This is a genomic window from Carnimonas nigrificans ATCC BAA-78, from assembly GCF_000526695.1.
GTDB classification, from domain to species: domain Bacteria; phylum Pseudomonadota; class Gammaproteobacteria; order Pseudomonadales; family Halomonadaceae; genus Carnimonas; species Carnimonas nigrificans.
Map to the genome: position 1 here is coordinate 35,550 of NZ_JAGO01000013.1, position 23,351 is coordinate 58,900.

A 23,351-nucleotide genomic window follows, 5' to 3' on the forward strand; every position below is an offset into this window, starting at 1 on the left:
GCTTCATTGTTGGTGGCCTTTCTTGGGAATTCTGGAACCTGCGCAGAACCTCACTGTTAGAGTCTTTGCAAACCTGATCTTTTCTTTAAATGCGAGAGGAACCTTGTCCCTCTCGCGCTCTCCCGCTGGTGGAAGCGCCCCGAATGTGATGACGCTGTGCAAAAGCAGCACAGCGCACACATTCAATGGGCTGTCATCCCTTCATGGTTATCACGATTTCCATGGATAAAGCATCAACACCAGCCAACGTCGTAATAAGGAAGGCGCGGAATCATACAATTGCAGCGCAGTTTTGCAATCGTATGGTCTGACGCGCCTGACGACTGCGGGGGTGAAGGGGGGCTGCAAGGCCCCCTTCAGAATCAAATCAATAACGTGCGAAAAGACACCAACAGTGAAATTCTGCGCAGGCTCCAGAATTTCCAAGAAAGGCCACCAACCATGAAGTCCTGCGTAGGCTCCAGAATAAGCTACTTAGAAAAGTCACCAGCCCCCCTGACAAACTATCCCCCCTCCACCTCATACCGCTTTATCGCACTCCCGATCCTCGCCACCGGTAACTGATTCAGGCAGTTGGTATGCCCGAGCGGACAGACGCGCTTAAAGCAGGGTGAGCAGTCAAGGTTGAGCCAGTGAATGTCGGCATTATTGGTGAGGGGCGGGGTGTAGTGCGGTGAGGAGGAGCCGTAGATCGCTTGTATGTGAGTACCCACTGCTGCTGCAACATGCATCAAACCAGAGTCATTACTAACCACTTGCTCACATAAGGCGAGGAGATCAACGGCATCTTCAAGGCGGGTTTCACCGCACAGGTTATGCACGTTGAGCCCCCCTTCGGCAATACGCGCTCCCGCTGGGTGATCCTTGGGGCCGCCCAGAATGATGACATGCTTCCCTTGATCGACCAGCTCCTTCGCCAGTGCGTGGAAGTATTCCAGCGGCCACTGCTTGGCGGGGCCATATTCGGCACCGGGCATCATGCCGATTACGTGATGGTCAGGCAGGCCAAAACGCTGTTTAAGAGCGTACTGGTTCTCGCTATCAATGCGAAGTCTAGGGAAGGGAATGTGTGCAGGCACACCAGGCTGTTTCAGCCCCAGCGAGACGAAGCGTTTCACCGTTTGGTCGAGCTGCTGCTTATCTAATGTGCGGCGCCGATTGATAACGCCATAGCGCTGTTCACCGGTAAAACCGATACGCACCGGAATCCGCGCAAAAAACGGCACCAGCGCCGACTTGAGCGAGCGTGGCAACACGATCGCACGGTCGTACTCCCCCTTGAGCTTACGCGCCAGTTGCCAGCGCGTGCGCAGGCCCGATTCACCGTGACCGACATCCAGGGTTAGCGCCCGACGCGCCTCGGGCATGCGATGAATGATGGGCGCTGACCATTTAGGCCCCAACACGTCGATAACGCAGTCAGGCATCTGGCGTTTCAGCGTTATCAGCAGGCTTTGCGCCATGACCATATCGCCCACCCACGACGGCCCCACAATTAGAATGCGCGGGCCGCCTTCATCGCTACCACGGTGGTTATGCTCAAAGTGATCGCTCACTTTTATACCGCTTCCCGCTCTTTGGTCAGCCACTCAAGGTATGCCTGCACACCTTCAGCCACCGTATGAAACTGATGGTCGAAACCAGCCTCACGCAAACGCGTAATATCGGCCTGAGTGAAACTTTGATAACGGCCCTTCAGCGAATCAGGAAAGTCGATGTAGTCGATCTGGCCTTTGCCATAGAAGTCGATCACGGTATCGGCAATTGCCTTGAACGGCTCTGCTCGCCCAGTGCCCAGGTTGAATACACCGGAAACCTCGGGGTGGTCAAAGAACCACAGGTTGCACGCCACAACATCGCCGACATAAATAAAGTCACGGCTCTGCATGCCTGCTTCATAGCCATCATATGCCCCGAACAGTTTAGGGTTTTCACCGGCCTGCACCTGCTGATGATGATGGAACGCCACGCTGGCCATGCTGCCCTTGTGCTGTTCGCGCGGGCCATACACGTTGAAGTAGCGGAAGCCCACCACCTGTGTTTTCAGCTCGCTCTCACGCGCACGCACATATTGATCAAACAGCAGCTTGGAATATCCGTAGACATTAAGCGGCTTCTCGAACTGCGGCTCTTCGATGAATTCAGCGCTGCCGCCATAGGTCGCGGCAGAAGAGGCATACAGGAACTGCACGCCGTTTTTCTGGCAGTAGTGGAGCAGCTCTTTGGAGTAGGTGAAGTTGTTGTCGAGCATGTACTGACCGTTCCACTCAGTGGTCGAAGAGCACGCTCCTTCATGGAACACCGCTTTGAGCGGTGGCAGCTCGTCATTGGCCAGTTTGGCGCGAAATTCATTGATATCCATGTAATCTGCAATCTGGCAATCGACCAGATTGACGAATTTCGTACCATCAGTGAGGTCATCAACCACAATAATGTCGCTGATACCGCGTTCATTAAGCCCTTTTACGATGTTCGAACCGATAAAGCCGGCGCCGCCAGTCACCACAATCATGCGCTACTCCTGAATCGAAGCTGATTTCTACCGTTATCAACGCCGAGGTCAACGCGAAAGCCATCGAATAACGCTTTACCTATACCACGGGTCTACAACGAATTTGCCCGTAATTGTATACTTGTGAGTCTTTTAATTCATGAATTACAGGTCAACAGCGCGTTAAACGCCGCCTGACCAACGATGGAAGCGCGAAACGCCCCCCATGTATTCATGCTTTCCTCACCCAGCCGGACCAAGCCAATGACACAGTCAACGCCAGACGTGACCACCTTTCAGGGCCTGATCCTAGCGCTACAGCACTATTGGGCCGAGCAGGGCTGCGTCATCATGCAGCCGCTTGATATGGAAGTCGGCGCCGGGACCTTTCACCCCGCGACCTTCCTGCGCTCAATCGGGCCGGAGCGCTGGAATTCAGCCTATGTTCAGCCATCGCGACGCCCCGCTGATGGCCGTTACGGTGATAACCCGAACCGTCTGCAGCATTTCTACCAGTATCAGGTCGTCATGAAGCCGTCCCCCGAAAACTTTCAGGAGCTTTATCTAGGCTCACTGGAAGCACTTGGGTTCGACCGCTCCATTCACGATATCCGCTTCGTCGAAGACAACTGGGAATCACCCACGCTTGGTGCCTGGGGTCTTGGCTGGGAAGTATGGCTTAACGGCATGGAAGTCACGCAGTTCACCTACTTCCAGCAGGCCGGAGGCATTGAGTGCTATCCGGTGATGGGCGAGCTGACCTACGGTCTTGAGCGCCTGGCCATGTATCTGCAAAACGTCGATAACGTTTACGATCTGGTCTGGGCACGCACGCCCGATGGCAACACCGTCACCTACGGCGATGTATACCTGCAAAACGAGCGCGAGCAGTCGGCCTACAACTTCGAGCAGGCGGATGTCGAGTATCTGTTCGGACTGTTTGATGAGTGCGAAAAATCCTGCTCTCGCCTGCTGGAAGCCAAACTGCCCCTGCCCGCCTACGAGCAGGTCATGAAAGGCTCCCACACCTTCAACCTGCTCGACGCACGCCGCGCCGTATCGGTCACCGAACGCCAGCGCTATATTCTGCGCGTGCGCACCATGGCGCAGAAGGTGGCCCAGGCGTATTACCAATCGCGTCTGGAAGCAGGCTTCCCGCTGGCTGATGAAGCTATCCGCGCGCCGCTACTGGCCGCCTATCGCGCTGAACAGGAAGCAGCAGCGTCCGCTTCCGACAACGAACAAAAGGCTTGAGCATGTCATCGCAAACTACATTTCTGGTGGAACTAGGCACTGAAGAGCTACCGCCAGGCAGCCTTTCCTCTCTGGCGGATGCCTTCGCAGAGAGCCTGCGTGACAGCCTTGAGACAGCCGACATCGCTCACGGCGAAATCCACGCTTATGCCACCCCGCGCCGCCTCGCGGTAAAAATCGAGCAGCTGAGTGAACGCCAGCCTGACCGTGAAAGTGAGCGGCTGGGGCCGGCAGTTGCGGCAGCCTTCAAGGATGGCGAGCCTACCAAAGCGGCAACCGGTTTTGCGGCCTCACTGGGGATTGATGTCAGCCAGCTGGCGACCATCGACACCGACAAAGGCCCACGTATCGGCTATCGTCAGACGCTGCGCGGCGAAGCCACGGAAGCGCTGCTGCCGGCCATGGTCGAGAGCGCCATCAAGCACCTGCCGGTCGCCAAGAACATGCGCTGGGGGGATTCACGCATTGAGTTCTCACGCCCCGCTCACTGGCTGGTCATGCTATATGGCAACAGCGTAGTGGAAGGCTCCGCGCTTGGTTTGAGCGCAGGGCGCACCACCTACGGCCACCGCGTGCACTGCTCCCACCCTATTGAGCTGACCAGCGCCGATGACTATCTCGCACAGCTTGAGTCTCCCGGCCATGTCATTGCCGATCAGCAGCGACGCCAGGCACTGATCCGCGCTCAGGTAGAGGCGGAAGCTGACAAGCTTAATGCGCAGGCGGTCATTGATGATGATCTGCTGGAAGAAGTAACAGGGCTGGTGGAGTGGCCGGTCGCCTTGACCGGAAGCTTCGATGAACAGTTCCTGAAGGTGCCGCAGGAGTGCCTGATCACGTCGATGAAAGAAAACCAGAAGTATTTCCACCTGGTCGACGGCAACGGTCAACTGCTGCCCTCTTTCATCACCATTGCCAATTTGGAAAGCCGCGATCCTGCTCAGGTCATCGCTGGCAACGAGCGCGTTATTCGTCCACGCCTGGCGGATGCCGCCTTCTTCTTCGATACCGACCGCGCCAAACCGTTAGCAGAACGACGCGGCATGCTTGAATCCGTCGTATTCCAGCGTCGTCTTGGCTCGATGGCAGACAAATCCCGCCGTATCGAAACGCTGGCCGCAGATATCAGCGAGCGTATTGGTGGCGACCCCAGCGCTGCGGCGCGTGCGGCTCAGCTTGCCAAGTGCGATCTGGTCACCGAGATGGTGATCGAATTTTCCGACCTGCAAGGCGTGATGGGCGGCTACTATGCTCGCCACGACGGTGAGTCGGAAGAAGTGGCGCAAGCGATCGCCGAGCAATACCTGCCGCGTAACGCAAGCGATGCGATTCCTGCTTCGCTAAGCGGTGTTGCGCTGGCACTGGCAGATCGACTGGATACCCTGACAGGCATCTTCGGTATCGGTCAGCGCCCCACCGGTGCGCGCGATCCCTTCGCGCTGCGTCGTGCCGCCATCGGCGTGCTCAATATTCTGATCAAGGGGAAATACGATCTTGATCTGAAACAGCTGCTTCAGCTGGCCGTTGAGCAGCACACCGAACTGAGTGATGACGACCGTCAGGGGCTGGCATTCGACGTGCTGGAGTACACCCTTGAACGTTTGCGTGGCTGGGCGCAGGACAACGACATCGAAACCGATGTGTTCAATGCCGTGCAGGCGCGTCCCGTGTACAAGCCGCTCGACGCGGTGCGTCGTTTGCAGGCAGTACAGGCGTTCACCCAGCGTCCTGAAGCCAAGGCGCTGGCAGCCGCCAACAAGCGTGTCGCCAATATTCTGGCCAAGCACGATGAGGCGCTGCCCGAGGAGATCAATGCGGCACTGTTTGAATCCGACGCTGAACGCGACCTGAACGAAGCAGTCCAGCGCCTGCGTGAGCAGACCCAACCGCTGTTCGCCCAGGCAGCCTACGGCCCTGCGCTGGATGCGCTGGCAACCCTTCAGCAGCCGGTCGATACCTTCTTCGATCAGGTGATGGTGATGGCGGAAGAGCCTGCCGTGCGTGGCAACCGTCTGGCGCTGCTGAAAGAGCTACAGGAGCTGTTCCTGGAAGTAGCTGACATCTCGCTACTGCCCCAGTAAACCGCACCCCAGCATGGGGTAAGTGCTGGCAAAGCCCGTTATTCCGCTTCGGCGGATAACGGGCTTTTTTACATCTCTACCGTTTTTTAGCCCTCTACAGGCTGAACCGCAGTAACCTGGAAAGAGAACTCTTCCTGCCCGCATAAAGGCCCACCCTCACTGCAAGGGAAGCTCTGCTGCCCTGACAACGCCATATTGCTCGCGCAGCAATCAGGCGCTATCCTGCAACGCCTAGCGGAGATGGATATCCTCCGGCCCAGCCGCCATAGGCTGGCAAACCACCTACCTGCTGTGTTCTACCAGCCGTGAAGGTTAATGATACCTGCGTACTCGCGCTGCCACTCCACTGAGAGGCAGGGGAGCCTTGCGCAGTGGATTTCATTCAACCTTGCGCCATGCCCCCCGCGCGTTCTGAACCTTTGCTGGAGATTATTGATGTTTGCAAGTCTGATCGCTGTTGCCTGTGGCGGAGCCGTGGGGAGTGTATTGCGCTGGTGGATGAGCCTGCGATTGAACGGTCTTAATCAGCACATTCCACTGGGCACCCTGGCCGTGAATATTCTCGGCAGTTTTATCATCGGGATATTGATTGCCAGCTTCACACGCATGCCCAACCTTGACCCTATGTGGCGCGCCCTGCTGGTGACCGGCTTCTGCGGCGGTTTAACGACGTTTTCGACCTTCTCCGCTGAAGTGGTCGGCATGCTCTACAGCGACCGTTTCGGCTGGGCGCTGGTGATCGCTGCCAGCCACCTGATCTGTGCGCTGGCGATGACCTACCTCGCCTTCCTGCTCGTACAGTGGCTGGCACCCCGCTGAGTTTATTCATACACTGGCAGGTCGCTCATCAGCGGGGCTAATAGGCGCGTCACAATACCTGCGGCCAATCATTGCCGTATGGTGAAAGAGGCGCGTTCCTCTCCTGCTGCCCAACTATATCCATGAGCATTTCCAGGAGGCGTCTGGTGAACAACCAGCTTGTTATTCTTGATCGTGATGGCGTCATCAACCGTGACTCCAGTGCCTACGTCAAAACCCTTGCAGAGTGGATCCCCCTTCCTGGCTCCATTGAGGCGATTGCACAACTCAGCAAGGCAGGCTATCAGGTGGCGATCGCCACCAATCAGGCGGGCATTGGGCGCGGCATTCTCGCTGCCGAAGAAGTCGCGAAAATGCACCATCACCTGACTCAACTGGTTACCGAAGCCGGCGGTCATCTGGCAGCCATCGAGTTCTGCCCTCACCATCCTGATGATGGCTGCGCATGTCGTAAACCGCAGCCCGGCATGCTGTTTGCCATTCGCGATGCACTTGGCATCGACGACATGACAAGCGCATGGATGGTGGGCGACTCGCTGCGCGATCTTGAAGCGGGAGAAGCCGCTGGAACTCGTACCGCGCTGGTACTGACCGGCAACGGTGAAAAAAGTCGCCAGCAGCTTTCTCAGCTCCAGCACCCCGAGCGGGTCGAGGTTTTTGCCACGCTGGCAGATTTTTCCGACTGGCTTCTGTCAAAGCAGTAAGCACATGCTCCCTGGCACAGCTTCCCCCTGCTGAGAACCGTTCAACGTTTTGCGAGCTAGCGCTATGCAAGACAAAAGCAGGCGGGGATGCGGAGTTTACGCACTGTAAATAAGCAGCCCGAGCCTGTTTTAACGCAGTAGAGCCAACGCGCAGCAGACGTTAAACAGGCTCTTGGGTACGGCGCTGGTAACGACGCAAAACTCAACCAGAAGACATCGCTCCGTACCGTCATCCCAATGCCCTCTGAGTCAGGCATCGCTGCCAAAGCTCCACACTCCTGCCAACACTTCGCGCTTCTCCGCACCGGCCTGATAGTCTGATCCAGGCTACCCCGAGGCCCGATGTTTCACGTGAAACATTCCCGTGCCAATGGGTTCATTCCATACCTATCAATGTCATTGTTGTAATGAAGCAGGGAAAGGGCTGCTGAGCGGCCCAAGCGATTCTGATGCAGACGTTCCTTTTCAGCGACGGCCCTTTGGAAGCATCCGGAATTTCGAATACGGGTTCTGGCAGTAGATGAAGCTGCCACCTGAAACATGCAGGCTAGTGCGCCTTACTCTACCCTGACTTGATTGCCGCAATGAGTTGGATTCATTCATGGCTCGGGAATCGTTAGAAGCAACTGACTTCGAGACCTTTTTGCCGTAGGGCATCAAGGCATAAGCCCGTGGAAATAATTCTGATAACAGTGGAGAGTGGCTCAAAAGCGCCTGATGGGAGAAGCGGCCAGTTCAGCTACTCAGCTCAGAAGAACAGCGCCTCTGGCAAGGAACGAAGCCTGAGTAGTCACTATTGAAGCGGCAAACAGTAAGACAGAGATTATAGAGCGAAAACCCAGAAATTGGCTCACTCCGCACTGCATAAACCAGAAGCAACGCCTTCCCGATATACCGCTACTGTTGGCGGCCCTGACACCTTCCAGGCGCGCACTAAATCAGCTACCGCACATGCCAATAGGCCAGCAGCCGACGTATTCAGCAAAATAATGAGGATTAACGATTCAGCAGCGCGTGAATAAAACTGAGGTCGCTGAAGTACACCAGCGCTATCAGGTTAGCCAGGCTGATAATGACACATGCCCAGAAGGGGCCACGCCCAAATACCCGAGCAGCAATGCCCAGCGCCAGCGTGTGGCTGATGGACGCAAGGCCCACCGACAGGTATCCCAGCGAAAGTGTCGAGGAGATGATAAACGGCAGCACGATCAGCAGTACAACTGCGCTGATCACACCGATAGAGAAACGACTGACGCCCATGCAGAGGATCCCAAGGCGATTTATTGAGGGGGCACAGCATAAACGATTGCGCAGTGCTTCGCGACGACTCTGTTCTATCAGCGGCTTAATAGCTGCACGATCAAGCTGGCAAAGCTCAACGCAACCAGCGCAGAGATGCCCAGCCCCAGCAGACCGGAAATGATGCTTTTGACCCGCGCCCTCAGCGTATGGAACAGGCGCAGCTTTTTAAACAGGTAAGCACTGCCATCAATCGCCTGCATAATCAGCGGCACCGATACCGCCAGCCCCACCACCAGCAGAATAACGCCGCCGAAGCTGGTATCCCGCGACCATCCCCACCCGATCATGCCGCCTGTCAGCAGCAGACGAATCAGCCAGTTGAACAGCGCATCAACGTAGCTACGCGCCTTCATCCAATCATAGAAGTCAGCCAATCGCCTGATCATCGCAAACCCTTTTCACGGCCTATATATCTACAGGAATGGGGAGAAGTGCCCTTCAGCCAGAATATGCTCAGCAGGGGCTCTTGGCCGGCTCAATTGCCCTTATATCAGGAAAAAGCGCCTTGCCGTGCTCGCCGAGCATTCAGGCGGCTTCGCGTGACATCACGGCACGAAGCCATTAGCATAATGATATACGCCGATTTAATCAGCAACTTGCGGGGCGTAAGCGATATTGATCGCTGCAAGAAGTACCGCTAAAGCCGCTTTCCGGGGAGCCAGGCCTGCACCGGCAAAGCCAGTGACCAAGGAATCATTTGCCGTATGTCCGCTAATACCCCCACTCCCTGCCCTACCGTCACTCAGTGCAAAGCACGCATTTTATTGTGCGGTTACGACCGTCGCCCCCTTCTCCAGCGACTTTACAAATGGCAGCGTGGACAGCGCATAACGCTTGCGCAGTTCGATATCGTCTTCGCCCTACCAAGCGAAACACTTCCCATTCCCTCGACTTCAGCATCAGAAAAGGCGTTTCAGCTCATCGTCTGCCAACTCTCTGAGCGCGAGAATTTTTCAGAGTGGCTGACATACTCAATAGCCCTCGCCGATGAGGCGCTGTTTCTCAAGCCAACTGCTGCACCGGCCGTTGCAGCCAGTGCAGATAACGTTACAGCTTGGCCGTCAGCTCGGGCAGCAGCTCAAACAGATCGCCTACCAGCCCGTAATCGGCGTTCGCAAAAATGGGCGCATCGGCATCCCGGTTGATCGCCACCACCACCTTGGCTCCCTGCATTCCCGCCAGGTGCTGCATGGCGCCAGAAATCCCAACCGCGATATAAAGATCAGGGGCCACCACCTTACCGGTCTGGCCCACCTGAAAGTCGTTGGGCACATAGCCTGCATCAACAGCCGCACGAGAAGCGCCTACGGCAGCCTCTAATTTGTCGGCCAGCGCTTCGACCAGAGCGAAGTTTTCACGACTGCCAACACCGCGCCCGCCGCTCACGACCACTCTGGCTCCCATCAGTTCGGGGCGGCCACTACGGTTAAGCTCTTCGCCTTCCAGCTGCACGCCCAGCGTTTCACCGTAGGGGTCGAGAGCGATACATTCCGCCTCGGGTTGTTCACCTACCGGTTCAAACGCCGTACTGCGCACGCTAATCACCTTCTTCGGCGCATCCACACGCACCGTCGCGATCAGCGAGCCAGCATGAACAGGGCGCTTGAAGGTCGCCTCGTCGATCACCTCAATGATCTCGGAAACCTGGCTTACCCCTAAAAGAGCTGCAGCACGCGGCAGCACATCCTTGCCATAGCAGGAAGCCGAGGCCAGTACGTGCGTATAAGGCTTCGCCTGTTCAGCCAGCAGCGCAGCGGCCGGTTCGGCAATATCGCCTGCGTAGCGCGCATCGTCCGCCACCAGCACCTTGTTCACCCCTGCCAGCGCCGCCGCCTCGCGCGCGCAACCCGCCATCTGGTGGCCGATCACCAGCACATCGACCTCGCCCCCCAGTTGCAGCGCAGCGGAGATCAGCCGTGCGCTGGAGCCGATAATGTGGCCATCACGATGCGCCATCAGCACCAACGTACTCATAGGATCACCTTATCTATATTTTTCAGCTGCTCCAGCAGCTCATCGACGCTCTCTACCATCATGCCCGCCTGCCGCGGCTGCGGCTCCTCAATCGCCAGAAGCTCCACCTGAGAGGACAGCTCAAGCCCCAGCGCACTCAGCTCGCGCTGATCAATCGGTTTTTTCCTCGCCTTCATAATATCGGGAAGACGTGCATAGCGCGGCTCGTTAAGGCGCAGATCAGTGGTAATCACGGCGGGAAGCGGCATGCTCAGAGTGCGCAGGCCGCCATCGACTTCGCGAGTCACGGTTGCTCGACCTTCATTGATAACCACTTTCGAAGCGAAGGTGGCCTGCGGCCAGCCCAATAACGCAGCAAGCATTTGTCCCGTCTGGTTATCGTCGGAATCAATCGCCTGCTTGCCCAGCAGCGCCAGTTCGGCACCTTCTTCGGCAACCACATGCGCCAGCACCTGAGCCACCGCCAGCGGTTCCAGCGCCTTTTCAGTGGTAATGAGCAGCGCCCGATCGGCACCCACCGCCAGCGCGGCCTTCAGCTGCTCCTGCGCGGCAGGCTCACCGATGCTGACCACGACTACCTCGGAGGCGATGCCTTGTTCCTTGAGACGAACGGCTTCTTCCAGGGCGATTTCACAAAACGGGTTGATTGCCATGGTCGCGCTGGCCGCTTCGACGCTGCGACCGTCAGCGGATGGGCGCACGCGAACAGCATGGTCGATAACGCGCTTTACAGGCACGATGATCTTCATTCACACGTTCTCTCTTGAGTGTACAAGCCACGTTGACAGCAGCTTGCACAGGATTTTGCGCATAGGGATAAATGCAAATGCGCCTCGATTCAGCGGTGTAGTTTACGCGAAAGAGGGGATGTCGGTCGAAGGGCGTACTTGATGAGCGTTGCCGAGAGAGCCTGCACGGTGGTGCGTAAACCAACCAGCGCAGGCGTGTTTTTCTCGCAGTCGATGGCCGATCACCCTCTTCAACGCTCTAGTGGAAGAAGACATTGAAGGGAAGCACGCTTTCGAGAGTGAAAGAAACGCCTGCCTGCACACGCGACGCAGCGCATGCCAACGCTTTTCAAAAAGCCAACAAGACCGAATGGCCGGACTGACCGCTTGAACAGCAGCGGCCAGCCCTCGGCCCGTCGTGCTTATGCTTTCAGCAGCCGGCTATTCAGCGTGTAGGTGCCGGTAATACTGGCCTGACCAAGAATCTTCACGCCTTCCAATGCTTCTACACCATTGGCGCCGCAAAGGGAGCCGGTTACTTCAAGGTAGGACGCATCAATAGCGTAAACGGTGAACACATAGCGATGCTCCAGCGCGTCGTTCCAGGGGGGGGAAAGGACCGTCGTAGCCATAGTAGTCCCCCCTCAGTTCTTCGTCATCGGCGACGAAGGAAGTATAATCGTTCAGCGCATGTCGCCAGCCCTGAGGGGCTTCAGGGCCACGCTTGCCGCCCTTGGTGACACCGTTGGAGTGCGATCCCTCTGCGATTTCAGTCACCTCTGCGGGAATATCGAACAGCACCCAGTGATAGAAATTGACGCGCTTCAGTGATGCCGGCACCTCGCGATCCTCCTGATTGAGATCTGTCATCTCGCTCGGCACATCAGGATCAACACAGGTCACGACAAACGATTTCGTTCCCTCTGGGATATCACTCCACTGCAAATGAGGGTTAACGTTATCCGACAGTACAAAATGCGCCGCTTCATCGGGTGCCGCAAATGCATACCGCGTTGCAATACGTTCACCGTCAGCAATACTTTGGCTTGTAAGTTTCATTTAAGAAAACCTCGTGAGAAAACTGTTCGAAGCTTCGCAAAAGCCCATGCCTTGCCAGCTACAACCTAACAGACACAGCACTATCGCCCCAAAAATAGCCAAAATGTGATTTAACGTCTGTTCACTCGTTCAGTTCGCGCAATAAGTGCATTAAAAAGCAGCGAACATGTGTCACTTCTATTAAAAAACACGATATATTCATTTTCACTCTTGACGCTCATACCGTAAAGGGCGCAGGATGCCAGACAGGGTCGGCAAGTTGCATATCGCAAGACCGTCGGAATGACCGACGATCGGGTGAAATCCCTTGTTAACCTTGAACACTCGGGTTACACCCGTAAATACTAAAGTAACAAGCGCGCAAGCGTAGTTAAGGAATATTGAATGGCAACTGGTACTGTCAAATGGTTTAACGATGCCAAAGGCTTCGGCTTCATTTCTCCGGACGACGGTGGTGATGACCTGTTCGCTCACTTCTCTGAAATCCAGGCTGAAGGCTTCAAGTCTCTGCAAGACGGCCAGAAGGTTTCCTTCGAAGTGACTCAAGGACGTAAAGGTCTGCAGGCATCCAGCATCAAACCGCTCTAAGCGACTGATACTGAAGCACACCGAAGCAGCTCACCGGAAGGTGGGCTGTTTTTTTATGTGCCAATTTTCCATCCTGTAGCTACCTGAGTCGCGCGGCCGTTTTCACCTTCCCTCTTGGTCTGAGGGCTTTCCCCCTCCCCCTAGCGAGAGATATCCCACCAGCGCGGTAGCAACGCCTGCACTTCCCTGCCAGTGAAGCGATCGTCGATGAGCCAGATCTGGCCCTGATCCTGCTCGCTGCGAATAACCCGGCCAGCAGCTTGAACCACCTTGGTAAGGCCAGGGTAAAGATAGGCGTAGCGATAGCCCGCAGCGCTGCCGTACAGCGTTGCAAACCGTCGGCGAAGTGCCTGGTTAAAAGGGTTGAATTGCGGCAGCCCGAGGGTAGCAATAAAGGCACCGATCAGTCGCCCACCCACCAGATCAATGCCCTCTGCAAAGACACCGCCAAGCACCGCAAACCCTACGCCATGTCCGCCTTCACGAAAGCGCTCGATAAACTTCCCGCGCTCCTCTTCATCCATATGGCGCTGCTGTTTCCATAGGGGAATATCGGGCGCTAGCCGTGCAAGCTGTTCAGTCACCCGCTCCATATAATCAAAGCTGGAAAAGAACGCGAGATAATTGCCCTGCTGTTTAGTTACCTGAGCAGCGATCAAAGCCGCCAGCGGCCCTACTGATTGCGCCCGATCGTGATAGCGCGTTGAAATGTGGCTAATCACATGAACATCAAGCTGACGCGCATCGAAGGGCGAAGCGATATCGCGCCATAGAGTCTGTTCAGGCAGCCCCAGCAGCGTGCGGAAGTACTCGCCGGGGGCCAGGGTCGCCGAAAACAGGGTCACAGCGGCACTGGCAGTAAAGCGGGGTGACAGCCAAGGGCCAGGAATCACATTGCGCAGCCGTAAGGTCAACTGCGCATAACGCCCGAATGAACGTTCAAATTCCCATTGGAAGTAGCGTGGATCATAGCGTTCAAGCAGTTTTTCGAAGCGCAGCGCGTCAAAGTAGAAGCGCATCAATGGCCCTTCGAGCGGCTGCTCAGGGTGTTCTGCCAGATACTCGCCAATACGGCCTGCCACACGTTTTACCTCAGAGGCCAGCGCCGTGGGCAACTGCTCCATAACCCCTGCCATTTGCCCGCGCTGTTGTTCTTCATCCAACTGCTCGCGCTGCTGCGAGAAGGTGCACGCCAAGCGTTTGAAGCCATTGCCTAAACCACGCGGAACCGAGCCAGCCAATGCCTTCACGCTACGCTCACTCAGTTCGGCGGAAAACATCGACCGGCCCCGCTCAACCAGATTGTGCGCTTCATCCAGCAGTACGCCCGGCTTCCAGCGCTGCTGTTGAGCGAGCACAAACAGCATGCCGCCCAGACCGAAGTAGTGGTTGTAGTCCCCCACCACCACATCGCTCCAGCGCGCCATCTCCTGCCCAAAGTAGTAGGGGCACAGTGAGAAGGTCAGTGCGATGTCCCGCAGATGCTGTCGATCCAGCAAAATACCATCCCGCGCTACGGCTTCTACCGCCCAACGACGCGCCTCTGGCAGACGATCATAAAAGCCTTGCGCCAGCGGGCAGCTTTCGCCATGGCAGGCCAAATCGGGATGCTCGCACGCCTTGTCGCGCGCAATCAGTTCGAGCGTACGCAGCGGGGTGGCTGTACCGCGATTCATCTCCCGCACTCCTTCCAGCGCCAGTTGACGCCCCGTAGTGCGTGCGGTGAGGAAAAAGAGGCGATCAATATCGCCATCGGCAACCGCTTTCAGCATCGGAAAGAGCGTGCCCAGCGTTTTGCCGATACCGGTAGGCGCCTGTAGCAGCAACGGCCGTGATAATCGCGCTGCTTTATACACGCTTTCTGCAAGATCACGCTGACCCGGCCGGAAGCTCGACTTAGGGAAGGCGAGACGCCGCAGGGCGTCATCACGCTGCTGGCGGTGAGCGCTCTCCTGACGTGCCCAGCCAAGAAACTGCTCGCAGCATTGCTCGAAGAAGCGGCTTAACTCATCCCGAGAGAAGCGCTGCACCAAGGGCGTTTCACGATCGCGCTCGATATCGAAATAGATCAGCGCCAGCTCAATCTCTTCGAAACCGAAGTGTTCGCACGCAAGCCAGCCATACAGTTTGACCTGCGCCCAATGCAGCGCTCGATGGTTGACAGGCTGCCTGTCCAGCGCGCCGCGATGTGTCTTGATCTCCTCAAGACGCCGCCGCTGAGAGTCAAAGCCATCCGCGCGCCCTCGCACAACCAGATCCTGATATTCGCCCGAAAGCACCAGTTCAGCCTGATACTCCTCTGCCCGCCGTTCGACCACCCTGGCATGGCCTTCAATACCTTCCAGCGATGATGGCGACGGGGTAAAGCGCAGATCAAGATCGCCGTGCCGTGCGACAAACTCGCTCAACGCTCTGACCGCTACGCTGTAGCTCACACGCGCTCCTCACGCCACGACACCCAGCATACGGCGATGGGCAGATCATGCGCGTGGCAGAACGCCATCATGCGCTTTTGATTATCCTGAAGGCGATCTCCCGGCCCCTTGACTTCGATCATGCGGTAGCGCTTTTGGTCAGGGTAGAACTGCACCAGATCAGCGAAACCTGCGCGGTTGCGCTTGATATCGCGCATCAGCCATTCACACCAATGACGCAGGTGCTGGGCAGGAATACTGTGCAGCGCCAGTTGGAGCAACGCTTCATCTATTTTTCCCCACATCACAAAAGGCGACTGAATTCCCTGCTTGATCCGGAAACGTTCCAGAATGCGCTGCTGATAACTACCGTCCTCGATATAGCCAAGGCAGCGCTCAAACAGCACGCGCCGCCGCTCGACGAAATCACTGCGCAGCAGATCAGCGGGGCCGCGATGAAACGGATGGAAGAAGGCACCGCTCAACGGCGCAAAAATGGCTTCCCAGCACAATAGCCCGAAAAGTGCGTTGATCAGCGCGTTCTCCACGTAGAAAACCGGCGCCTGATCGCTGGCAAGCGCTTCAGCCGCAGCAATTTCAACGCTGGGAGCGCGCTCGACTTCCAGACAGAAGTGATCTATTGAGGCACTCGCCGGAACAGCCGTTTTGGGCTTGCCCAGCTTGCGCTCAAGGCGCGGCAGAATACGCGCTATCTGCTGCTCCTCTTCGCTATTGCCGGGGGCATGTCGAGCCTTCTCGGCCAACTGCCAGGCATGCTCTACAGCCCCGGTTCGCTCCAGCAGCCGCACCTGCTTTACCCTTGCTGACGGCTCTCTACATAGAGCATACAGCCCTAGCGAGCGCTCACTTTCTCCTTCTTTCTGAAGCACTTCGGCTGCCTTTAATAGCCATCGTTGACGGCGCTGCTCTATCCATTCGTTGGCACATTGGTACGCTATAAGCGCGGCAGCATCCTCACTATCAAGCGCCCCACTGCCATCGCGTTCAAGGGCTTCACGCTGGTGATGAATACGCAGATAGTCATCAATATCCTGACGGCACTGAAATCCGCGCGATTGTGCGTCGATGGGCACTGGTTCGAAGCAGAAAACGCCCAGGTCAGCCAGCACGAAGTCGGAAAAATCCTGGCGCAGATTGCCAAAAAACATCAGCCGCAAGCGCTCGTAAAGATCGGGAAACAATAACTCGATGCCACACTCATTGAGCTGCGGCGCCCACTCCTGCAAAGTACGGGGCGGCCAAGGCTGCTCGGCCAGCTCATCATGCCACTGCTGCTTACGAAGTGAGCGATCAGGTTTACCGAAGATAGGCTCAAGCTCAGCCTTCCTGAGCAGCTTGAACAGCGCCTCAAGGGGCAGCCGTGGCGATAAGTTCACCAACCCCGCTTCGCTGAGCAGCATTAGCGCATTCGGGCCATGTTCAAGCGCCTCGATTTCGGGATAATTCAGCGCAGAGCGGCGAAACAGCTCGCCTTTGCGCATCACCACTCTCGCCAGCAGCGCCGTGGCACCCTCCGGCAGCGCGTGAATCCTGTGAAGCAACGTACGCTCCTGCGCATCGAGCATATCGTCGTAGCGTTGCGCCACCCATTGCAGCAGCGTGCGAAAGTTATCCAGATAATAAAGGGGGTCGTCCAGCGGGTGGCTCATGGCAGGGGCACAAAAAGGGAGGGAAAATTACTGTATATCCAGCCACTCTATACTACGCTTGCCACCTTCATCAATCGACTGATGAGAGTCAGCTTCCTACTGTTTACGCAGAGCGCCGAGGCTTCGCCGCTTCCCAACGCACCCCATAAGGAAACGCCAAAGAAGCTGCAAACCAGCGGCGTTACCGGTATGTTATAGGGGTCTGTTTCTCCAATGCTAGGTTCGCTGCCATGTCCGACAGCCTGACGATCTCCGCGCTCGCTCGCGAACTGGGCGTCACTACCCGCACCATCCGTTTTTATGAAGAGCAAGGGCTTGTGGAGCCAGAGCGTCGCGGCCTGGAACGCATCTACAGCGCCAACGATCACACGACGCTTGTGCTGGTCCTGCGGGCCAAATCGCTCGGCTTCCCGCTCAGCGAGTGCCATACCCTGGTATCGCTGCTCCGGCAGTCGCAGCAGCATCTTGATAAAAACGCGCTGATCCATCGCCTCGAAGAGATAGCCTCACTGCGCGAACGGCTCGAAGAGCAGCGCAGCTCCATCGAACATATCACCCAGACGCTGGAAGATGCCGAGCGCTCGGTCTATAAGCGCCTTGATCGCATGCAGCGCCCCCATGCTGAAGCCACGGGTGCCAGGTATCAGCTTGATCTGGGCTTTCTCGACGACGAATAGATATTACTGGTGGCGCTTACACAGGCCACACTGCCGCAGCCGCCTTCTGTATTCAGGGCCAATGGATGGCTTATGAGACAAAAACAAAAATGCTAGAGTAATAGCCACGATAACCCTCACCTGCCCGGCCTTTTGGCGTACTTATATGCCTGTTGGCGTCGTGCTCCCCGCAATCACCGTATTCACTTGATAAAGGCTCGCCCGCCGATGATAAGCAACGTACTTCCTATCACCCGCCAGTGTTCCAGCAAGGAACAGAAACTGCTGCGGGCACTGCGGGCGATGAATGGTCGCAATGCCTGGCCTACCCACGCGGGCTATCTGTTGGCCGACATCGGTGTCGATTCGAGCGGCATCTATTCGCTGGCGCGCTTGATGCAGGCGATTGAAAAGGATGTGGAAGACTTTGAACTGCTGGGGCCACGCTCGCAGTTTGTGTCACGCGATGAACTCAATCTGCTGGCGGCACTCGGACAGCCGCTGGAAGTCGAGGAAGCAGCACGGACGCGCGCGCGAATTATTGGCAACGAGCAGTTTGGCGGCGCTGAACTGATTCGGGCCTGCGCCGAGGCGCTGGAACGGGCACAGGTTACCTTGCGCCCACGTGCCGCGCTCAAATCAGCCTTCAACCCTTTAAGCACCGATAGTGTGCTGACCGTACATCCGGTCGCCGAGCGTCGGCTGCGCAAGGCACACATCGTTTCCATTGAAGAGATCACTCCGCGCGTGCGTCGCCTTACCCTCGGCGGTGACGAATTCGACGGCTTCTCGGTCACCGCCCCTGCGCAGTGGGTACTGCTGTTTTTGGGTGGCGACAAGGAGCATCGCAACCGGGGCCGCATCTATACCCTCCGCACCTTCGATCCAGCGCTGGGGCAGCTCACCCTCGACATCACGCTAAATGATGATGGGGAAACCTCAAACTGGGTACGTCACGCCAGCCCTGGCGATGAAGCCATTGTGGCAGGCCCTCGCGGCGGCTTCGTACTGCATGAAGACGAGCCGTGGCTGCTGCTGGCAGGTGATGAAAGTGCGCTGGCGGCAATGAGCGATATCATTTCCGCTCAGCCTGCCCAGCGACGCTTGACCGTCTTCATTGAAGTCAGCGCGAAGGAGGAGATGCAGCCCCTTCCCGAGCATTCGAACATGAACGTGGAGTGGCTGATTCGCGGGCAATCGCGCTCACTGATGGCAGCCATTCAGGCGTGTGCTACCGACCACCAGCACGGCTATGCCTGGGTAGCGGCGGAGGCCGCCACGGCGAGCGATATTCGCCAGACACTGACCCGAATGCGCGGCTTCGGCTTCGAACGCACCCACGTCACCGGCTACTGGAAACAGGGCGAAACGCGCTTCAAGGATATCGCCGCCGGATAGCGGGCACTTAATATGGCAGAGATTATTTCCAGCCTTGCCAACGGCAAGGTAAAAAACATGCGCAAACTGCGCGAGCGCAAATATCGCGATCGCACCCAGTCTCATCTGGTGGAAGGTGTGCGTGCGATTGAGGAGGGGCTTGCGGGTCAGGCGCACCTCGTGCAGCTACTTTACGATCACGCGCAGGCTACCCAGCAAAGCGAACTGGCGGCTCTCGTCAAAACTGCCCGCAGTCACCATGCGGAGCTGCTGCCTACTACCCGTGAAGTGCTTGGCGGGTTCTCTTCCCGCGATAATCCGCACGCGGCCATTGCCGTATTTGCACAGCGCTGGCAGCCGCTGAATACTCTCACGCTGGACGAAAAGAGCGTCTGGATTACCCTGGAATCACCGCGTGACCCCGGCAATCTGGGCACCATTATCCGCAGTTGCGAAGCTGCGGGGGCGAGCGGCGTGATATTGATTGACCATGCGTGTGACCCCTACAGCCCTGAGGCGATGCGCGCCAGCACCGGGGCGCTCTTTGGTGTGTCATTGGCCAGAGCCAGTCTGGATGAATTTATCGAGTGGCAGACCAACAGCGGCGCTACGCTGGTAGGTACTGGCCTTGAACGCAGCACCGATTATCGCGCCCCTGACTACACAGGCCCCATCATCATTGCAATGGGCACAGAGCGTGATGGCATTACTCCGCGCCTTCACGCTGCCTGCGGGCAGATCGTGCGCATTCCCATGCGCGGCAATACCGATTCGCTCAATCTTTCCATTGCCAGCGCCCTGATGCTGTTTGAAGTGACCAACCGCAAATATCAGGATTGAGTTCCTGCTCACCGGATGTTTCACGTGAAACATCCGGCCCTTTCATCAGACAGCCTGCCCGCAAACTTCCCCGATAACAGCTCGCCACCGCAGCCGCCAGTGCTATATTGGGCGCGTACTCACGGCTCAGCGGCTCAAGCGCCGCTCATGCCATACCAGTAACGCCCTGCCCCGCGGAGGTCAGCATGTCTTCCCATACAGTCCATAGCAGCAGTAACGGTACCCCCTGGCAAGTAGCGCTTCATAGCGATAGTCACCAATGGCAAGCAGACGTTGATCCCCAAAGCGGTGGCGGCGACCTTGCCCCCAATCCGGAAAGCTATCTACTGGGAGCGCTGGGCGCCTGCACTGCGATGACGGTCAGAATGTACGCCGAGCGCAAGCAGTGGCCGCTGCAGGGCGTGGATGTCACGGTCTCGATAGCCCAACACGACAAGCAGCATGTGCACCTTGAACGCCACATTTCGCTACAGGGCGAGCTGAATGACCAACAGCGCCAACGGCTGCTTGAGATTGCCGAGAAATGCCCCGTGCACCGTTTGCTTACAGGCGAGGTCACCATTGGCAGCCAACTGACGCCACAGTGATAATTGGCGCGCCTCTTGAGCCAGGTGCTGCCTAAAGCGGTGAATTCCCGCGGTGGCCAACAGGAGTACCACTCTTCAGTGTGGTTGAAAATGTTGAGTTATACCCATTAATTGGCCAACATGAAGTACACCTTCGTGCCTTTTCAGCGCCACTTTGGAGACTCCCCAATGTCAGACAACACTACCGTTAATGCCGTAATTTTCGACATGGACGGCCTGCTGCTTGATTCCGAAACGCTGGCCATGGATGCACTGGTCATCTCTGGGCGCGAGCTGGGCTACGACATGCCCGACGACTTCTGCCAGGCGATGATTGGCATGCCCGCAGACCGCTGCCGCGAAATGGTGGTTGAAACCTACGGAGCAGAGTTCCCCCTCGAAGCCTTTTTCGAAGGACAGGAAAAAGCGCTGCACCGTTTGGTGGAAGAAGGCGCGCTCACCACCAAAAAAGGGGTCGAGAAGCTGCTCGATCTGCTCGACCAGCACCAGATACCGCGCGCGATTGCGACCTCCTCAAGCCGCTACCGCACCGATCGCCATCTTGAGAAAGCGGGCCTCGATGGGCGCTTCAACGCCATCATCAGCCGCGATGACGTCAGCCAGGGCAAGCCGCATGCAGAACCCTATCTGACCGCGGCCAAGGCGTTGGGTGTAGCGCCCGCCCACTGCCTGGCGCTGGAAGATTCCTATAACGGCATCAGGGCAGCCCATGCCGCCGGAATTCGTGTCATGATGGTGCCCGATCTGCTACCGCCCACCGATGAGATGCGCGAGCTTGCGTTCAACATCGTGGATAACCTTGAAGAAGTCGCGGAGTGGCTGGCGCCACGACTCGCTTCTGCCTGATACGCCATGATTCATCAGTAATAACAACGGCGGCCCTTGGAGGGTCGCCGCTGACGTTTACGTAAAGCGCAAGCCTGCTTTCCGCGCCGTTACTGCTGAGGGTAACGCCTGCCCAGAATGGTCTCCTCAAGCGTGGCGGCAATCACTTCCCGCAAGTCATAGCGGTGCAGGTTATTGATCGCTTGTGCCAGTTCACCGGTTACCTTCTCCTGACGCGGGAAGCCTTCACCGAACACTTCATCGTATTCAAGAAAGGTTTCAGCACGCAGCAGAGGGTTTTCACGGGTGGCGCGACACAAGCGATAAATTTCGTCCTTGTTCGGATCATCAATATGGATCGCGGTGCCGCTGGTATCCAGCATGGAGAAGCCGCGAATCCAGGCGGCAATGGCGAAGATGGTACAGGGCGTATCGCGACGCTCCGCCAGGTTATAGCGCATCGGTTCAAGCAGGCGCGTTGCCAGTTTCAGCGAGCCATTACGACCAACGCGCCCCACCTCATGGTGAATCGCCGGATTCTCAAAGCGTTTCAACAGCTCATCAATATAGTGTTCACTCTGGGAATGCGCGACCGGCACCGTCGGGCCTTGCTCCGAACGCATGAAGCGCTCGGTGAGGCGTTTGATTAGCGGGTCGGCAATCGCTTCAGCAATGGTTTTATAGCCCGCCAGTGAGCCGACATAGGCCAGCAGCATATGAGTGCCGTTAAGCAGCCTCAGCTTGGCGATCTCATAAGGCTCTACATCGCTGACAAACTTGGCGCCGCCCTTGTCCCACGCGGGGCGCGGGCCGTCAAAATCCTCGATCACCCAGTCAAGAAACGGCTCCGCCACTACAGGCGCAGCGTCATGCATGCCGAGCAGACGGTCGGTTTCCTCAATATCATGCTCGGAGACGGAAGGAGCGATACGGTCCACCATGGTATTGGGAAACTGCACGTTGCCTTCGATCCACTGACTTAGCCCGTCACTCTCGAGCGCAGCGAAGTCGAGCACCGCTTGCCGCAACGTCGCGCCATTGGAAGTCAGGTTGTCGCAACACAGGATAACCGGCGGCGTATGTCCCGCTTTGCGGGTCAGCTCCAGGCCACGCACAATCGAACCGATCGCCGTAGCGGGGCGCTCCTTGCCGATATCCTCCTTGATCGCGTCATCTTCGACATTAAGGCGGTGCGTCGAGGGGTCAAGAAAATAGCCCCGATCCGTAATGGTGAGGGTGACAATCCGCGTATTGGGGTCCGCCAGGCGCGCCGCCATGCCCTTTTCATCACTGGGGGCATGAACAACTTCAGCCAGCGAGCCAACCACTTCGACATGGTTCCCCTTCGCAGAGCGCTCCAGCAATGTATAGAGACCTTGCTGAGGACGCAGCGCATCCGGCGTATTGGTGCGCACCAGGCTCGCGGACGCGATGCCCCAGCGCAGACCTTTCCTGCCTTCTGCTTCAATGGCGCGCTGAGTCACCAGCGCCTGGTGAGCGCGGTGGAAAGCTCCGCAGCCAAAGTGAAGGATGCCTGCTTCCAGACGGCTTACGTCATAACGCGGCAGGCGAATATTGTCTGGCAGTTCACGCAGCGTTTCACGGCATAGTTGCCGCTTTGCGGGGGTATCCGAGGATGTAGCGTCACTCATGGGTCATCTCCTGTCCGTGGTTGGCAGCGCCGAATACCCAAGCGCCCTCAAGGTGTCACACGTGGAAAAAATCTCGCGCAGCGCTATTCCTCTATGGTGTTTCTATCGTGTTGGCCGCGACTCTTGTCATTAGCATGGCGGCGAATGGGCATGATGATATGCGACCATCGTCGCAAGGCTTCCATGCAGAAGTTAAAACGATAGCAGTAAAACAGGGCCACGTTTGAAACTCCGAGGCTCAGGAACCCTCTCAGAACATACCACTATAGCGTAGAGGTAACGCCTATTTGTTCGTGTCGTGGTACGGTAAGCACCGGTTCTACACTATTG

Annotated in this window: 21 protein-coding genes; 10 read left to right on the forward strand and 11 right to left on the reverse strand. The window is 57.2% G+C overall.

What is annotated here, in order from left to right; genetic code table 11:
• Positions 1-503: 503 nt before the first annotated feature.
• Complete coding sequence (waaF, locus tag L881_RS0107720) at positions 504-1,556, reverse strand: lipopolysaccharide heptosyltransferase II (RefSeq protein WP_025733122.1); 1,053 nt, start codon at positions 1,554-1,556, stop codon at positions 504-506.
• Between the two features lie 2 nt (positions 1,557-1,558).
• A complete protein-coding gene (gene rfaD, locus L881_RS0107725; RefSeq protein WP_025733123.1) occupies positions 1,559-2,512 on the reverse strand; it encodes an ADP-glyceromanno-heptose 6-epimerase in 954 nt (317 codons plus the stop codon).
• 243 nt (positions 2,513-2,755) lie between these two features.
• Here rfaD and glyQ point away from each other — a divergent pair, with 243 nt between their 5' ends.
• From glyQ to gmhB, 4 genes are all read left to right on the forward strand, one after another.
• Entirely contained in the window at positions 2,756-3,745 is a 990-nt protein-coding gene (gene glyQ / locus L881_RS0107730; RefSeq protein ID WP_025733124.1) for a glycine--tRNA ligase subunit alpha, read from the forward strand.
• A gap of 2 nt (positions 3,746-3,747) precedes the next feature.
• Positions 3,748-5,826 carry a glycine--tRNA ligase subunit beta gene (gene glyS, locus L881_RS0107735; RefSeq protein WP_025733125.1) on the forward strand — a complete coding sequence of 693 codons (2,079 nt, stop codon included), beginning with the start codon at positions 3,748-3,750 and terminating at the stop codon, positions 5,824-5,826.
• Positions 5,827-6,261: 435 nt separating this feature from the next.
• Positions 6,262-6,645 (forward strand): fluoride efflux transporter CrcB, encoded by a 384-nt coding sequence (gene crcB, locus L881_RS0107740; protein WP_025733126.1) that lies wholly within the window; start codon positions 6,262-6,264, stop codon positions 6,643-6,645.
• Between the two features lie 146 nt (positions 6,646-6,791).
• The gene (gene gmhB, locus L881_RS0107745; protein WP_025733127.1) at positions 6,792-7,349 is read left to right on the forward strand and encodes a D-glycero-beta-D-manno-heptose 1,7-bisphosphate 7-phosphatase; all 558 of its coding nucleotides are present in this window, start codon (positions 6,792-6,794) and stop codon (positions 7,347-7,349) included.
• 996 nt (positions 7,350-8,345) lie between these two features.
• Here gmhB and L881_RS0107750 read toward each other — a convergent pair.
• The 6 genes from L881_RS0107750 to L881_RS13055 all read right to left on the reverse strand — a co-directional run bounded on the left by L881_RS0107750 (position 8,346) and on the right by L881_RS13055 (position 12,412).
• Entirely contained in the window at positions 8,346-8,609 is a 264-nt protein-coding gene (locus L881_RS0107750; protein ID WP_025733128.1) for a hypothetical protein, read from the reverse strand.
• 77 nt (positions 8,610-8,686) lie between these two features.
• A complete protein-coding gene (locus L881_RS0107755) occupies positions 8,687-9,037 on the reverse strand; it encodes a hypothetical protein (RefSeq protein WP_034578891.1) in 351 nt (116 codons plus the stop codon).
• Positions 9,038-9,698: 661 nt separating this feature from the next.
• Complete coding sequence (locus L881_RS0107760) at positions 9,699-10,625, reverse strand: electron transfer flavoprotein subunit alpha/FixB family protein (protein WP_025733130.1); 927 nt, start codon at positions 10,623-10,625, stop codon at positions 9,699-9,701.
• Positions 10,622-11,374 carry an electron transfer flavoprotein subunit beta/FixA family protein gene (locus tag L881_RS0107765; RefSeq protein ID WP_025733131.1) on the reverse strand — a complete coding sequence of 251 codons (753 nt, stop codon included), beginning with the start codon at positions 11,372-11,374 and terminating at the stop codon, positions 10,622-10,624. The genes L881_RS0107760 and L881_RS0107765 overlap by 4 nt, the downstream gene beginning before the upstream one ends.
• Positions 11,375-11,775: 401 nt before the next feature.
• On the reverse strand, positions 11,776-11,931 hold the full coding sequence (locus L881_RS13985; protein ID WP_245587951.1) for a YbhB/YbcL family Raf kinase inhibitor-like protein: 156 nt from the start codon (positions 11,929-11,931) through the stop codon (positions 11,776-11,778).
• Complete coding sequence (locus tag L881_RS13055) at positions 11,909-12,412, reverse strand: YbhB/YbcL family Raf kinase inhibitor-like protein (protein WP_245587952.1); 504 nt, start codon at positions 12,410-12,412, stop codon at positions 11,909-11,911. The genes L881_RS13985 and L881_RS13055 overlap by 23 nt, the downstream gene beginning before the upstream one ends.
• 384 nt (positions 12,413-12,796) lie before the next feature.
• Here L881_RS13055 and L881_RS0107775 point away from each other — a divergent pair, with 384 nt between their 5' ends.
• Positions 12,797-13,000 (forward strand): cold-shock protein, encoded by a 204-nt coding sequence (locus tag L881_RS0107775; protein WP_025733132.1) that lies wholly within the window; start codon positions 12,797-12,799, stop codon positions 12,998-13,000.
• 140 nt (positions 13,001-13,140) lie between these two features.
• Here the strand turns inward: L881_RS0107775 and L881_RS0107780 are convergent, their stop codons facing one another.
• Positions 13,141-15,435, reverse strand: coding sequence for an ATP-dependent DNA helicase (locus L881_RS0107780; RefSeq protein ID WP_025733133.1), 2,295 nt, complete (start codon positions 15,433-15,435; stop codon positions 13,141-13,143).
• Positions 15,432-17,084: a VRR-NUC domain-containing protein gene (locus tag L881_RS0107785; RefSeq protein ID WP_025733134.1), complete on the reverse strand. Its 1,653-nt coding sequence runs from the start codon at positions 17,082-17,084 to the stop codon at positions 15,432-15,434. The genes L881_RS0107780 and L881_RS0107785 overlap by 4 nt, the downstream gene beginning before the upstream one ends.
• 230 nt (positions 17,085-17,314) lie before the next feature.
• Between L881_RS0107785 and L881_RS13065 the strand changes: the two genes are divergently transcribed.
• The 5 genes from L881_RS13065 to L881_RS0107810 all read left to right on the forward strand — a co-directional run bounded on the left by L881_RS13065 (position 17,315) and on the right by L881_RS0107810 (position 21,390).
• Positions 17,315-17,761: a MerR family transcriptional regulator gene (locus tag L881_RS13065; RefSeq protein ID WP_025733135.1), complete on the forward strand. Its 447-nt coding sequence runs from the start codon at positions 17,315-17,317 to the stop codon at positions 17,759-17,761.
• Positions 17,762-17,968: 207 nt separating this feature from the next.
• On the forward strand, positions 17,969-19,138 hold the full coding sequence (locus tag L881_RS0107795) for a siderophore-interacting protein (protein WP_025733136.1): 1,170 nt from the start codon (positions 17,969-17,971) through the stop codon (positions 19,136-19,138).
• Between the two features lie 12 nt (positions 19,139-19,150).
• Positions 19,151-19,957: a TrmH family RNA methyltransferase gene (locus L881_RS0107800; protein ID WP_025733137.1), complete on the forward strand. Its 807-nt coding sequence runs from the start codon at positions 19,151-19,153 to the stop codon at positions 19,955-19,957.
• 185 nt (positions 19,958-20,142) lie between these two features.
• Complete coding sequence (locus tag L881_RS0107805; protein WP_025733138.1) at positions 20,143-20,544, forward strand: OsmC family protein; 402 nt, start codon at positions 20,143-20,145, stop codon at positions 20,542-20,544.
• Positions 20,545-20,712: 168 nt separating this feature from the next.
• Positions 20,713-21,390, forward strand: coding sequence for an HAD family hydrolase (locus tag L881_RS0107810; RefSeq protein WP_025733139.1), 678 nt, complete (start codon positions 20,713-20,715; stop codon positions 21,388-21,390).
• An 89-nt stretch (positions 21,391-21,479) separates the two neighbouring features.
• Here L881_RS0107810 and L881_RS0107815 read toward each other — a convergent pair whose 3' ends face one another.
• The gene (locus L881_RS0107815; RefSeq protein WP_025733140.1) at positions 21,480-23,021 is read right to left on the reverse strand and encodes a mannitol dehydrogenase family protein; all 1,542 of its coding nucleotides are present in this window, start codon (positions 23,019-23,021) and stop codon (positions 21,480-21,482) included.
• Positions 23,022-23,351: the final 330 nt, after the last annotated feature.

What these genes read in the sequence shown, in the direction of transcription:
- rfaD (WP_025733123.1), bottom strand. Translation starts at nt 2,512, where the DNA reads ATGATTGTGGTGACTGGCGGCGCCGGCTTTATCGGTTCGAACATCGTA.
- glyQ (WP_025733124.1), top strand. Translation starts at nt 2,756, where the DNA reads ATGACACAGTCAACGCCAGACGTGACCACCTTTCAGGGCCTGATCCTA.
- glyS (WP_025733125.1), top strand. Translation starts at nt 3,748, where the DNA reads ATGTCATCGCAAACTACATTTCTGGTGGAACTAGGCACTGAAGAGCTA.
- crcB (WP_025733126.1), top strand. Translation starts at nt 6,262, where the DNA reads ATGTTTGCAAGTCTGATCGCTGTTGCCTGTGGCGGAGCCGTGGGGAGT.
- L881_RS0107750 (WP_025733128.1), bottom strand. Translation starts at nt 8,609, where the DNA reads ATGGGCGTCAGTCGTTTCTCTATCGGTGTGATCAGCGCAGTTGTACTG.
- L881_RS0107755 (WP_034578891.1), bottom strand. Translation starts at nt 9,037, where the DNA reads ATGATCAGGCGATTGGCTGACTTCTATGATTGGATGAAGGCGCGTAGC.
- L881_RS0107760 (WP_025733130.1), bottom strand. Translation starts at nt 10,625, where the DNA reads ATGAGTACGTTGGTGCTGATGGCGCATCGTGATGGCCACATTATCGGC.
- L881_RS0107765 (WP_025733131.1), bottom strand. Translation starts at nt 11,374, where the DNA reads ATGAAGATCATCGTGCCTGTAAAGCGCGTTATCGACCATGCTGTTCGC.
- L881_RS13055 (WP_245587952.1), bottom strand. Translation starts at nt 12,412, where the DNA reads ATGAAACTTACAAGCCAAAGTATTGCTGACGGTGAACGTATTGCAACG.
- L881_RS0107775 (WP_025733132.1), top strand. Translation starts at nt 12,797, where the DNA reads ATGGCAACTGGTACTGTCAAATGGTTTAACGATGCCAAAGGCTTCGGC.
- L881_RS0107785 (WP_025733134.1), bottom strand. Translation starts at nt 17,084, where the DNA reads ATGAGCCACCCGCTGGACGACCCCCTTTATTATCTGGATAACTTTCGC.
- L881_RS13065 (WP_025733135.1), top strand. Translation starts at nt 17,315, where the DNA reads ATGTCCGACAGCCTGACGATCTCCGCGCTCGCTCGCGAACTGGGCGTC.
- L881_RS0107795 (WP_025733136.1), top strand. Translation starts at nt 17,969, where the DNA reads ATGATAAGCAACGTACTTCCTATCACCCGCCAGTGTTCCAGCAAGGAA.
- L881_RS0107800 (WP_025733137.1), top strand. Translation starts at nt 19,151, where the DNA reads ATGGCAGAGATTATTTCCAGCCTTGCCAACGGCAAGGTAAAAAACATG.
- L881_RS0107805 (WP_025733138.1), top strand. Translation starts at nt 20,143, where the DNA reads ATGTCTTCCCATACAGTCCATAGCAGCAGTAACGGTACCCCCTGGCAA.
- L881_RS0107810 (WP_025733139.1), top strand. Translation starts at nt 20,713, where the DNA reads ATGTCAGACAACACTACCGTTAATGCCGTAATTTTCGACATGGACGGC.
- L881_RS0107815 (WP_025733140.1), bottom strand. Translation starts at nt 23,021, where the DNA reads ATGAGTGACGCTACATCCTCGGATACCCCCGCAAAGCGGCAACTATGC.